This window comes from Streptomyces sp. 1222.5 (assembly GCF_900105245.1).
Taxonomy (GTDB): Bacteria; Actinomycetota; Actinomycetes; order Streptomycetales; family Streptomycetaceae; genus Streptomyces; species Streptomyces albidocamelliae.
The window spans coordinates 1-11,698 of sequence record NZ_FNSZ01000002.1 but is presented as its reverse complement, the minus strand read 5'-3'; the positions used below and the strand labels follow the sequence as shown (position 1 = coordinate 11,698).

At 68.6% G+C, this 11,698-nt stretch carries 10 protein-coding genes and 1 pseudogene; 8 read left to right on the top strand and 3 right to left on the bottom strand.

Features of this window, described 5'->3' with window-relative positions; all coding sequences use genetic code 11:
• The first annotated feature begins 1 nt into the window (after position 1).
• Together BLW57_RS39570 and BLW57_RS39565 are read left to right on the top strand one after the other, a co-directional pair.
• Entirely contained in the window at positions 2-286 is a 285-nt protein-coding gene (locus BLW57_RS39570; RefSeq protein WP_143051666.1) for a hypothetical protein, read from the top strand.
• Positions 287-656: 370 nt separating this feature from the next.
• Positions 657-1,208 (top strand): dihydrofolate reductase family protein, encoded by a 552-nt coding sequence (locus BLW57_RS39565; protein WP_093481160.1) that lies wholly within the window; start codon positions 657-659, stop codon positions 1,206-1,208.
• Positions 1,209-1,497: 289 nt separating this feature from the next.
• On the opposite strand, the pseudogene BLW57_RS39560 reads toward BLW57_RS39565, so the two are convergent.
• Positions 1,498-1,977: pseudogene (locus BLW57_RS39560) on the bottom strand (transcriptional regulator); the annotation flags it as partial.
• A gap of 389 nt (positions 1,978-2,366) precedes the next feature.
• On the opposite strand from BLW57_RS39560, the gene BLW57_RS39555 reads away from it, so the two are divergent.
• On the top strand, positions 2,367-3,566 hold the full coding sequence (locus tag BLW57_RS39555) for a PP2C family protein-serine/threonine phosphatase (protein ID WP_093481159.1): 1,200 nt from the start codon (positions 2,367-2,369) through the stop codon (positions 3,564-3,566).
• A gap of 623 nt (positions 3,567-4,189) precedes the next feature.
• Here the strand turns inward: BLW57_RS39555 and BLW57_RS39550 are convergent.
• Complete coding sequence (locus BLW57_RS39550) at positions 4,190-4,585, bottom strand: STAS domain-containing protein (RefSeq protein ID WP_256339884.1); 396 nt, start codon at positions 4,583-4,585, stop codon at positions 4,190-4,192.
• Positions 4,586-4,818: 233 nt separating this feature from the next.
• Between BLW57_RS39550 and BLW57_RS39545 the strand changes: the two genes are divergently transcribed.
• Positions 4,819-5,184 (top strand): helix-turn-helix transcriptional regulator, encoded by a 366-nt coding sequence (locus tag BLW57_RS39545; protein ID WP_093481157.1) that lies wholly within the window; start codon positions 4,819-4,821, stop codon positions 5,182-5,184.
• A gap of 889 nt (positions 5,185-6,073) precedes the next feature.
• Entirely contained in the window at positions 6,074-6,244 is a 171-nt protein-coding gene (locus BLW57_RS39535) for a DUF5670 family protein (protein ID WP_011113206.1), read from the top strand.
• Positions 6,245-6,503: 259 nt separating this feature from the next.
• Here BLW57_RS39535 and BLW57_RS39530 read toward each other — a convergent pair whose 3' ends face one another.
• Positions 6,504-7,010 carry an SUKH-4 family immunity protein gene (locus tag BLW57_RS39530; RefSeq protein ID WP_093481156.1) on the bottom strand — a complete coding sequence of 169 codons (507 nt, stop codon included), beginning with the start codon at positions 7,008-7,010 and terminating at the stop codon, positions 6,504-6,506.
• Positions 7,011-7,655: 645 nt separating this feature from the next.
• On the opposite strand from BLW57_RS39530, the gene BLW57_RS39520 reads away from it, so the two are divergent.
• The 3 genes from BLW57_RS39520 (at position 7,656) to BLW57_RS39515 (ending at position 11,546) form a co-directional block, all read left to right on the top strand.
• Positions 7,656-8,561, top strand: coding sequence for a LysR family transcriptional regulator (locus tag BLW57_RS39520; RefSeq protein WP_093481155.1), 906 nt, complete (start codon positions 7,656-7,658; stop codon positions 8,559-8,561).
• 371 nt (positions 8,562-8,932) lie between these two features.
• A complete protein-coding gene (locus BLW57_RS41735; RefSeq protein WP_176985999.1) occupies positions 8,933-9,553 on the top strand; it encodes a hypothetical protein in 621 nt (206 codons plus the stop codon).
• Positions 9,554-9,701: 148 nt separating this feature from the next.
• Entirely contained in the window at positions 9,702-11,546 is a 1,845-nt protein-coding gene (locus tag BLW57_RS39515; RefSeq protein ID WP_176985998.1) for a trypsin-like serine protease, read from the top strand.
• Positions 11,547-11,698 lie beyond the last annotated feature (152 nt).

Genomic DNA, 11,698 nt, shown 5'->3' with positions numbered 1-11,698 from the left:
CGTGGCTGACGCATCAGGCAACTGCCAGCAAAGCGGCTATTGCGTGTTCGACGAAACATCCTTCACCGGAAACAAGTCCGTGCTTCCGAATGCCCTTGGCTGCCACACGATAAGCACGCTGGGCATCTCCGCCGCTCGCTCAGCGGCCCGAGGCTTCGGGGACGGCAAGGCCCTCGCACTGTATTCGGACACCCAGTGCTCACATCAGATCACGACGGTCACCCAAGACCATGCCAGCCTGGACCCGGCAGCGCTCAGCTACTCCCTGGTGAACCTGCCTGGCTGATGCGCACGACCGTCGTAGGACAAGCCGGATCACTGCCAGCCCGCCTCCGGCCCTGGTGAGGTGTCCGCTACCGTCGGCCGGCACGTCAGGGTCAGTTCGATGCCTTCGACCTCGCCCTTCCAGTCGATGCCTTCGACCTCGCCCTTGCAGCCCTGGGCGATCGCGTGCCGACGGCAGGGGAGAGGGTGTGTTACACACGTGCGTCGTGGCGGACCTGGTCAAGTCGCTTTGCGAAGCCCGCACGGGCTGGACGAGTCTTTCCTGGATCGGCGAGGCTCCTGGCTGTTTCCCGTCCGCCATCGCTGAGTGCATGCCGTGCGCTGCGTTGGACGGGTGCTGCTGATGACACCTGAACTCGCGGGAGTAACTCATGCGGAAGATCGTCGCCGGGCTGTTCTCGTCTCTGGACGGTGTCGTGGAGGCTCCGGAGACGTGGAGCATGCCCTTCAGCACTGCTGAGACGGGCGCGGCCGTGCTGCGGCTGTTCGAGGACGCCGACACCGCTTTGCTGGGCCGCGGTACCTACGAGCAGTGGAGCGCGTTCTTCCCGTACGCCACCAACGAGCAGGTGCCCACCGCCGAGTGGATGAACTCCTCTCCCAAGTACGTCGTTTCGTCGTCACTGACCAGCGTCGAGGAGTGGAAGAACAGCCGGCTGGTTACCGGCGATGACGTCGACGGCCAGATCCGGGCGCTGAAGGAACAGCCCGGCGGCACCATCAACGTCGGCGGCAGCATCACTCTGGTCCAATGGCTCATGCGCAACGGTCTGCTGGACGAGCTCTACCTCCAGATCAACCCCATCGTCGTCGGCACCGGCCGCACCCTCGCTGACGGCGACCAGATCCCCATGACCCTGGCGTCCAGCCGCACATTCACCAACGGCGTCATCGAAGCGCATTACACCCTTCGGACCCGCTGAAAGGCGGGCGGGGGATCAACCGTGTGCGCAGTGGTTGTGGGCGGTGTGCTGATCAGGGGCCTGGCCTGGGGTCTTGTCAGTCAGATGGTGGGGCGATCAGGTCGCATCTGTGCTGCGCAGGGTTCAGGTGCAAGGATCGTTCGTATGCGGCCGCGCTTGGGATAGGCGAGCGCCCGCGTATCCGTCGCATGACGACGTCGGCGGGCTGCTGAAGGCAGGCGATCGCAGGGTCGGACATCGTAGGGCCCCCTGTCACGCGTGCAGCTGTACGGAATGGTCCTGGTCGTCTATCTCGCGCAGGCCGCGTTGGCTGCTTCTCCGGTTCGAGGACGTTGGCGCCCCACAGCACGGTCTGGGTGCCCTCGTGCTTGACCATGCCGAGGGAGACGCCGAGCCGGAAACTGCCGGGCACGGTCTTGCCGTCGGTGTCGTAGGGCAGGACGTCCAGCGGGCCGGGCCCGTCGGCGGCGTACACGGCGCAGTCCGACAGAACCGCGACCGGGTACCGGCCGGTGGCCGCGGCCAGGCGGAGCATCTTGCGATGCATGCTGATCCGGGCCCGGGAGATCACGACCGCGCGGATGTCCGGACGCCATGTCGGCCGGGCGGGGGCGGGCCAGCCCTGTCCCGGCCGCCAGCCTCCACCGCGTGCCTTCTCCCGCAACTTGCCGATGCCACCCTTGACGGTCATCTTGACGGCGCCCAAAACGAGCGCCAATTCCGGGTCACGCTGCCTGTAGCCCTCCATCGCGGTCAGGAACTCGTTGGGGGGAAAGCGCACGCGCCATGCCCCAAGTTTCCAGGAGGCCACCCTGGACCAGCCGCAGCGGGCCCGCCCAAGTCTCCCGGGCCCGCTGCTTCCTGTCGCAGCTGGCGCGTCGGCTGGCGTCGTGCTGCGGAGGTGACGGCCGGGCCGGGGTGGTCTCGCGCAGCGCCATCCGAATCGTGGGGAACGCGTGACGGGAGCCGGTCGGTAGGTGGATCACCGCCCGCGTCGCGCTGGCCGACGCCCCCGGAGCCGTCTTCGGCCCCCCATCTCGGGAGAAGAATGACCGCGGTCCACCCTGGGGTTCTCGCAATCTCGTGCATCCGGTGCATCCGGTTTCCCGTCTGCCGGGGAAGGCGAATCGGGTGGACCGCGTGGATTGGGAGGTGGCTGTGGCCGGTGATGTCGGCTTGGACCTGGATGAGGTGTTGGGTGCGGCGGAGGATGCCGCGCCGGTGGAGTCGGTGGATGTGGTCGCACGGAACCTGGAGAAGCGGTTCTCCGCTTCGGAGGTGTCGTTCTGGTTCGTCGACATGCTCGGGCGTGAGGCCGTCCGCCTGCCCCGAGTCGGCACGGCCGGGCAGGCGCGGGGTGATGCGGAGCGGATCGCGCTGACGGGCAGCGTCTACGAGCAGGTGCTTCGCTCCCAGCGGCTGCACCAGGAGGACGTCGAGGGCGGTTGCCGGCTGGTGGTGCCGGTGACGAACCGCGGTGACTGCATCGGCGTCCTGGAACTGATAGTGCCGTACGCGGACGATGCGGCGCGCAAGGCAGTCGGGCAGGCCGCGCACGCGCTGGCCTACATAGTGGTGACCGACCGCCGCTTCACCGATCTCTATCACTGGGGCCGGCGCACGACCCCCATGAGTCTGGCCGCGGAGATCCAGCACCAGCTGCTGCCCTCGGCGTCCTGCTGCGAGGGAGCGCACTTCACTCTGGCCGGCGGCCTGGCCCCGGCCGACGACATCGGCGGCGACACCTACGACTACGCCCTCGACGAGGACACCCTCCATCTGTCGATCACGGACGCGATGGGTCATGACACCGCCTCCGCGTTGCTGGCCACGCTGACCGTGAATGCCCTGCGCGGCGCCCGCCGTGCCGGCCTCAGCATCCTCGATCAGGCCAACGCCGCGCACCGGGCGCTCACCCGCCACGCCCGGGGCATGACCACCGGGCAACTGCTGCGCATCGAGCTGGACACCGGTGTCTGCGAGCTGGTCAACGCCGGCCATCCCTGGCCCCTGCGCGTGCGAGGTAGCCGGGTGGAGGAACTGCCGGTGAAGGTGAACCTGCCGTTCGGCGTGCCCGCCCCGGTTGCCTACGAGGTGCAGCGGCTGCGTCTGGAGCCGGGTGACCGTCTGGTGCTGCTCACCGACGGGATGCGGGAGCGCGGCGCGGCCGCGGTCGACCTGCCGGCTCTGATCCGCGAGACCCGCGAGGAGCACCCGCGCGAAGTGGTTCGGGCCCTGACGGCAGCGGTCCTCACCGCGTGTCGGGGATCTTTGGCGGACGACGCCACCACCCTGGTGCTGGACTGGCGTAGCAGCTGCTCCGGGCAACGGCGCACCAGCGGCGGCTCCAACACCTGACCCACTGCACACGCCAGCCACGCAACCGCTGGCCATGCCCGGTTTGCGTGTCGATTGTCGGGCAGTGGGAAACCGCGGGTCTTACGGCCGGTGCGGCGCCAGGGACCCTTGTGGGGGCATGGCGGCTACAGGCCGCCCGGTTCGCACACCCGGCGGGCGACCTCACGGAGTGTGCGCCTGGCCGTCCGCCGGGAGGACATCGCGCCCGACCTCCGTCCTCTCCAGGCACAGACCTCATCGAACGCACGGCCGGCATCGAGGAGCGCCTTCGCGCCCCTGCGGGAACCCCGGCAGACGCTGCTTGTCTCCGCCATCCAGTAGCAGCTGCCGGGTTACAGGGGCGAACAGTCTTCTCCCCGCGCGCTCGGCTCGATCGCCAAGGATCTCGCCCTCAGCATCACCGACCAGTGGGCGAGCGGAGAGCGGCGCTTTGCGACCCTGACCCACCACAGATCGATCCCCGACCGCTTCCCACCACGATAACCAGAGGACTGACTGGGCTCGTCACCGTCGCTACCGCGGTAGAGGCCAGAGCCCAGGCGCCCCTGGAGCGGCGGTGAGCGGAGAACCGACAGCACCTGACGCGCGGATCCCGCCGGACGACCGCACGCCGACCAGACACTCTACTGGGTGGCGAGTTGGCGTCTCGCGCATGTGGCGGTCGCGTTTGTTGCTGAGGCGGCGGGTGCTGGGTGGGGCAGGGCTGCGACAAGGCGTGGATTCGGCCTGGTGAACAGATCCTGGACGCCCAGGAGGAAGAGCAGTCTGTCGACGGCCGGGCTGGCAGCGTGGAGGGCGAGGGTCTTGCCCTGGCTCAGGGCGCGTGGCCGGAGTTCCAGCAGGACGCCGAGGCCGGCGCAGTCGCAGAAGTCGACACCGCCAAGGTCCAGGTCGAGACCGGTGGTGGAGTCGGCGAGTGCCTGGAACAGGTCTGGTCGTAGTGCGTGGGCGGAGTCGAGGTCCAGTTCGCCGCGAACGGTCACGCGGATCCTGCTCCCACGCCGTTCGTACGCTGCCATCGCCAGGGTTGGCGGCACGAGCGGGGATGCGTTGTTTCTGCTGTTCGGGCTGAGGGGGCCCGGCGCCGTGGAGGGCTGGCCGCCGTGGGCAGGGGCATGCATGGTTCACTCCCGCGTCTGGTTGCCGATCGTCTGTCGCAACGTTCCCCTGATCGGAGATACGCCAACCACAATGCATGAACGATAGTACGTGTGTCTGGATGCGTGAAAGAGGGGTCGGATAAACTCGGGGCATGGTTGGAGTGCCCGAGTCCCACACCGGTTGGACCTTCTTGACGAACCACGCCCGCGTACTTGCCGCCATCGCGGAGAACCAGAGCGCGCGGATCCGAGACATCGCCGCGCACTGCCGGCTCACCGAGCGCGCGGTGCAGAAGATCATCGCCGACCTCGAGCAGGACGGTTACCTCTCCCACACGCGAGAGGGACGCGGCAACACCTACCGGATCGAACCCACGAGGGGGCTCCGCCATCCCACCGAGGCCGATCTGGGCCTGACAGTGGCTTCCCTGCTCTCCCTGCTCCTCCAGGACGAGGCTCACCGCGGCGACCCGCCCAGCCGCAACACCCCCGCATCCCCACACCCTGCGGCTTTGTGAGCGGTCGTAGCTGCGCGGAACATACCTCCCCCAAGTCTTGCCTGGTCACATGGGAGAGAGGGAGGTGAAGGCCCGGCTCGGCGCGATGCGTGGTCATGGCAGGCCTGTCGTACTGCACGGTTCGGCCGTGTGGGGGACGCTGGGAGGCAGTGGAACGGGTGCCACGACGGGGCACGGCGACGACCGACGGCGGCGCCGTGCGCCAAAGCGGTCCAGGAGTCCCACCCTGGACCCAAGCAGCGGGCCCGCCCGAGTCTCCCGGGCCCGCTGCCTCGCGTCCGAGAGCAGGCGGCACCGCTACACCGCCTGGCGGTGCCGGGGAGCCGGGGTCGCTGGGGGCGGGGTCCGCCCGCCCCCCGCAGTGCGGGACCAGCCGCTGCTCCGGCGCACCGCTGTTCCGCCCGGGTTGGCGGGGCCCGAGGCCGGCGCGCCGTTTGGGCCCCTTGCCTGCGTACGTCGTCCAAGGGGGGTTTGACGGCGTACGCGTCGCCTACTGCAACGCCGGGCCGGCAGGAAGGTCACGGCGCCCCCTGGCGGTCGGGGCCCGTTCGGGTGCCCGGCCTGCCGGCTGGCGTGCGTGGAGACGTGGTCGGTGTGAGCGTGGAGGCAAAGACACGCACCGGATCCTGGTACTCCGTCTACGACGACACCGACCGTCACCGAGGTCGCCTAGGCCACCATCGACCACGTGGTCCCCCTTGCCGAGGCCTGGCGCTCCGGCGCCGACACCTGAACCGCCGAGAGCGCGATCAGGCGTGAGGGGGTTGGGCTGGGGAACCCTGCGTGGCGCGGCGGCGCGCATATGCCCCGTACTTTGTGAAAGTAACTCACCTTTTGTGGGCTTGTAGTTGTGAGGTAAGGGCACCTGGTGGCCAGGAGGTTGATAGCTATGGTTCCCCTGCTTCTGGTTCTTCTGCTGGCTCTGATCCTGTTCGGTGCGGGTTTCGCGCTGAAGGCGCTGTGGTGGATCGCGGTGATCGTGCTCGTCGTGTGGCTGCTGGGCTTCGTCGTCCGTACGGCGGACAGCGGCGGCCGCAAGGGCCGTTGGTACCGCTGGTAGACGAAAAGCCGGCGCGAGAAGCGTTTCACGTGTGTGCGGGAGTGGGCCCGGCCGACATGGCCGGGCCCACTGGCGTGAAAAGGGCGCCTGCCCGGGTGGTTGGGAGGGATCGGGCGTATCGGGCGCACCGCAGGGTACGTGAGTCATACAGCGGCCCCGCGGGCCCAGCAGTGGAACCCTGCTCCTCCTGTCCGCGGGGCCGCTCCGGGCCTGGGCGGTTGGCCGGCGTCGGGGGCTAGCGTCGGGGGCCGGCCCCGTCTCACGCATCTGCGTCCGCGTAGTCTCCGATGGCTACGTCGTCGCAGAAGGTCTGCCAGAATCCGTCGCCCGCCTGAGCGGTCTCGTCGATTTCGGAGATGAGCCGGCGCAGCTCTTCCGCCACCTCCTCACACCCCTCGTCGCCCTCCGCGTAGAACGGGAAGCGGGCGACCACAGCCGCGACGCAACTGATGAACGAGTCGAGGTCGCGGTTCACATGATGGGTCGTCGATGACGCGACATCAGAAAGCTGCACCAGGCGGCCACTGGCCACGTCGACGGCGATGCGTGCGCACAGGCCACTCGTCGCGATGGCGACCGGCCCCCGTTCACCGAACGCCCCGAAGAGCGCCGGTTCGCTCAGGGGCCGGTACTCGTATCCGATCGACCCGCCAGGGACGCCGGTCTCGCTAAGAGCGACAGCGATCTGTGTAGGCACCTCATGGGGCGGCTCGAGAGTAAGAAGGACGAACTCGGGCTTCGGCAACTGCGGCAGGCGCTGATTCACGGCAGGATCCTCTCCCGGCGCACCGAGGAGGAATACCGACACGGCCGCGACGCGGGTAACTCCGGCGAGCGACCGCTCCCGACATCACCTGCGCGCGTCATGTACCGCCGCTCCATCGGGTGGTGCTGTGCCGGTTGCCTGGCGCGTCGCGCGCTGGGGCCGCCACGAAGATCACGACCGTGTTTGTGATCTTCGGGAGACCCCCGCTCGTGCGCTTTGCCCGCACCGCCGTCCTGGCCGCCGCCCTCGCCACTCTTCTCGCCCCGGCAACCGCCCATGCCACCCCGGCCCATGCCGCCCCGGCCGTCGCGCCCGGGGACACTGTGACCCTGTCCGCGCAGGACGCCCTCGCCCAGCTCCCGGTCCGCCTCGAGGACCGCACTGGCTACGTCCGCACCGCGTTCAAGCACTGGTGGATGCCGACAAGGACGGCTGCAACACCCGTGGCGAGGTCCTCAAGGCTGAGACCGTCATCGCGCCCGAGCAGATCAACCGCTGCTCCCTGATCGGGGGCTCTTGGTACTCGCCCTACGACGACCGCTACATAGCAGGGCGGCGACCGTGCGCGATTCACCTCATCTCCCGCGTGGCGGGGCACCCCGGCCGGAATGATGGGGGGCGTCATCGCGGCAGAGGGGGGCGGTCGTGGAGCTACGCCATTTCAGATATTTTGTGGCCGTCGCGGAACACCACAGCTTCACCAGAGCTGCCGCACGTCTGCATGTGTCGCAGCCGGCACTCAGTCAGCAGATCCGTGACCTGGAGCGCGAACTCGGGGTGGAGCTCCTGGTCCGGGGCCCCGGCGGCTCGGTGCTCACTCCGGCGGGCGAGGTCTTCTGCGAGCGCATCCGCAAGGTGCTCACGGAGGTGGACGCCGCCGCCCACGCCGCCAGACGCACCGCACGCGACCACCTCACTCTGCGGGTCGGGCTCGCCTTTCCCATGGCTATGGAGATCCACGTCCCCGTACTGACCGCATTTGCCGAGGCGTATCCGCATGTACGACTGACCTGGCGGGAGATCGGATTCGCCGAGTGCGAGCAGCCGCTGATCACGGGGGAAGTCGACGTGGCACTGATACGGCTGCCCATCGACCCGGAGCTGCTGGTCTGGGAGCCACTGGTCGAGGAACCGCCCGGTCTCGCGGTTCCGGCCGGCCATCCGCTGTGGGACGCCGACCGGATAGGGCTCGCGCACGTGATCGAGGAGTCGTTGCCGCAGGTCCATTCGGGGGTGTGGCAGCGCATGCGGGAGTACTGGCAGTTGTACTCCCACCGGAACGACACTCCGCCACCGTTCGTCGGTGCGCCTGCTGGAACGCCCCAGGAGGTGCTGCTGTCGGTCAGGTTGAACCGGGTGGTCTGCCCAGGGCCCTACGCCGTCCGGAGCTTTCCGCTGCCGGCCGGGGTCCGGATCACGGAACTGTGCGATCTGCCGCCGGCGGTGACCGTGGCAGCCCGTCGGCGTGACGACCGGCGGGAGCTGCCGCGGCGGTTCGCCGCGTTGGCGAGGCTCACCGCGCAGCAGACGGTGCAGGCGACCGGCTCATAATTCCCGCTTATCTCCGATAGGAAAGCGGACTTCGACACGTCCCGGCCCGCCCCGCCAAGCTGGGGTCAACTCATTCCCCGTACACGAACGCACACAGATAGAGGAACCTGGCCTCCTGGAGGTGCAGACCGGGGATCGCAACTCCGCCGACCCCACCGCCTACATCCTCACCTGGCCGGGACAACGCCGGACCCTGACGAAAAGGGCGTCCGCGGCGCGCTCCGAGAGCGCCGAGATCATCGTAGACGTCTACGCCCCCTCCCCCGCGTCACCGACAGCGGCGGCTACAGCAACTTCACCCTCTCCTTCCACGCAGGCTAGACCCCGCCAGCGACACCCACCATCGGCCGGACAGAGTGAGGCAGAACTCTATGCCGACTACCCGCACTCCCTCGATCTCCCGTCGCACCCTGCTCACCGCAGCGGCCGGAAGCGGGCTCACGATGGCCGCCAGCGCCACCGCGACCTTGGCAACCGCCACCCCCGCCCGGGCCGCGCAGCACCTTTGGACGTGGTGTTACCAGTGCAGCCAACTCTGGTTCTCCGGCAACGGCAGCGGCTACTGCCCTGTCGGGAGCGGCATCTTCGGCTGGGACCATGGGCACCAGAGCTCGGGCAGCGGCGACTACGTGCTCCGCTACGACACCGACCCCGGCGTCGGAGACAGCCACTGGCGGTGGTGCCGCGACTGCGCGGCCCTGTGGTCGAAGGGGTGGTCGGACAGCGGACGCACGACCACGTACTGCCCCAACAGCAGTCAGCCGTTGCGGTGGCATAACTGGTCCGGCTCGGGCACGTACAAGATCGAGGCGCTGCCCGACGGCATCAACGGCCCCGGCGGCCAGCGGCGGTGGTTCCTGTGCATCAGGTGCTCCGGTCTCTTCTTCACCGGCAACGGCTCCGACGGCACCTGTCCCGCCGGAGGCGCCCACCGTCACTGGAAGTCACCCGAACCGCAGATCGGCTACGAGTACGTGCTGCGCCAGCTCTGAAGCTGCTCAGACGGGGCGCCGAGAACCGCTCCCTGAGCTCGCCGGCATCCGCGAGCCCAAGGGACGCGCGACCGCATTCCCCGGGCGAGTCGGCCTCATCCCTGCACGAGTTCCTCATACGCCCCGCAATTCGATGAAGGGATTGACCATGCTCACCATCCTGCGACGGGTGGCGTTGGCCCTGGTCGCGGCGGCGGCCCTCCTGATGCCGACCGCTCCCGCCCACGCGATCTTCAATGGCTTACCGGCCGCCGAGGGAGAATTTCCGTTCATGGCCGCGCTGACGCGCGCGGACCATGCCGGTGACGCCCATGACACCCAGTTCTGTGGTGGATCGCTGATCGAACGTAGCTGGATCCTCACCGCCGCGCACTGCACCAAAGATCTGACACCCCAGCAGATCACCGTGATCATCGGGCGGACCCGCCTCACCAGCTCCGCAGGGGAGGTTCGCAGGGTCACGAGCATCGTCCGCCATCCCCAGTTCACCCCCACCTGGAACAACACGTCCGACTACGACATCGCGTTGCTCAAGCTGTCGACGCCGTCGGCCATCACCCCGGTCCGCATGGCATTCACGAGCAACCGCAACACCTGGCTTCCCGGCAGCGGCGTCACGACCCTCGGCTGGGGTGCGACCACCTGGGTCGGCGGCGCAGTGTCCGGTTCCCCCGGCGGCTTCCCCGACGACCTGCAGGTTCGCGGACTCGACATCGCCGACGACGCGGCCGCTCGGCGCACCTATCCCTTCTACCGTGCCGAGACGATGCTCACCGCCGGCGTGCCCGAGGCAGGCAGCGGCACCTGCCACGGCGACTCCGGCGGGCCGTTGCTCACGTTCGTGCAGGGAAGCCCCAGGCTGATCGGAGTCACGAGCTTCATCCTGAAGCCGTGCGGGCTGGCGGTCACCGGCAGCGGCTTCGCCCGTGTCGGCGAGGGGCCCCTGTCCCGCTGGATCATCGAGCAGGTCCCCACGCTGGCCAACGACGGCTGGATGAGCCGCAGTGGTGACTTCAACGGCGACGGCAAGGACGACATCGCCGCCTTCGTCCGCGGCGTCGTGAAATCCGGCAGCCCCGACAACTACTCGGCGTGGGTGGCGTTGAGCAACCCGTCCGGTGCCGGGCCGTTCGGCGCGGCCACGAAATGGGCGTCATCCTTGGCCGACACCAGCGACTTCCCACTGGTGGGAGACTTCAACGGCGATCGACGGGACGACATCGCCGTCTTCACCCGCGGCAACGTACGCACCGCCAGCGTCGCACTGAGCACCGGAACCGGGTTCGGGCCACAACGGGTCTGGCACACCTGGTTCACCCCGAACGACGAGATCCCGGCTGTCGGCGACGTCAACGGCGACGGCAAGGACGACATCGTTGCCTTCCCTCGCGGATCCGCGGGCGACGCCTGGGTGGCACTGAGTAACGGTACGGCCTTCGGCGCGGCAACATTCTGGGGAAACGGAATCGCTAAGTCCAACGAGATCCCGGCCCTCGCCGACGTCAACGGCGACGGCCGCGCTGACGTGATCACCTTCAATCGCGGCAACGACTCCACTCGCGGCAGCAAGGGTGACGTGTGGGTGGCGCTGAGCACCGCGACGCGGTTCGGGGCGCCGCAGCGCTGGCACGGCGACTTCTGCTTCGGTTCCGAGATCCCAGCCGTCGGCGACTTCAACGGCGACCGCAAAGCCGACATCGCCACCTTGACCCGGGGCGGCCAGGCCGATGTGTTCGTGGCGCTGAGCAACGGCTCATCGTTCCTCGGCACCGCGGCAGTGTGGAACAACGATTTCGCCGCCTTCAACGAGATCCCGGGTGTCGGCGACTTCAACGGGGACGGCAAGGACGACATCGCCGCCTTCACCAGGGGCGACACGGCCGACGTGTATGTCTCCCGCAGCAACGGCCAACGCTTCGGCGACGTCCACCTGAAGTGGCACGAGTGGATGGTCGCCGGGGGCGAGGTCCCCGCCGGCGGCAGCACCTGGTGAACGCGAGAACCCGTGGTCGAATCCTCCACTCGGTGAGGGGTCCCGGTAGTTCTCGCTAAGCCGTTGATCACGGTCCGGCAAGCAGAACAGCTGGCCCAAGATCCGGCTGTTCGTGGGCAGCATGGGCAGCAGCGAGAAGCAGTGGCGCCAGG

Excerpts from the sequence above, each read along its gene's own strand:
- BLW57_RS39545 (WP_093481157.1), top strand. The coding sequence starts at position 4,819 with ATGGTTGGAGTGCCCGAGTCCCACACCGGTTGGACCTTCTTGACGAAC.
- BLW57_RS39565 (WP_093481160.1), top strand. The coding sequence starts at position 657 with ATGCGGAAGATCGTCGCCGGGCTGTTCTCGTCTCTGGACGGTGTCGTG.
- BLW57_RS41735 (WP_176985999.1), top strand. The coding sequence starts at position 8,933 with ATGCCGACTACCCGCACTCCCTCGATCTCCCGTCGCACCCTGCTCACC.
- BLW57_RS39535 (WP_011113206.1), top strand. The coding sequence starts at position 6,074 with ATGGTTCCCCTGCTTCTGGTTCTTCTGCTGGCTCTGATCCTGTTCGGT.
- BLW57_RS39515 (WP_176985998.1), top strand. The coding sequence starts at position 9,702 with ATGCTCACCATCCTGCGACGGGTGGCGTTGGCCCTGGTCGCGGCGGCG.
- BLW57_RS39550 (WP_256339884.1), bottom strand. The coding sequence starts at position 4,585 with ATGGCAGCGTACGAACGGCGTGGGAGCAGGATCCGCGTGACCGTTCGC.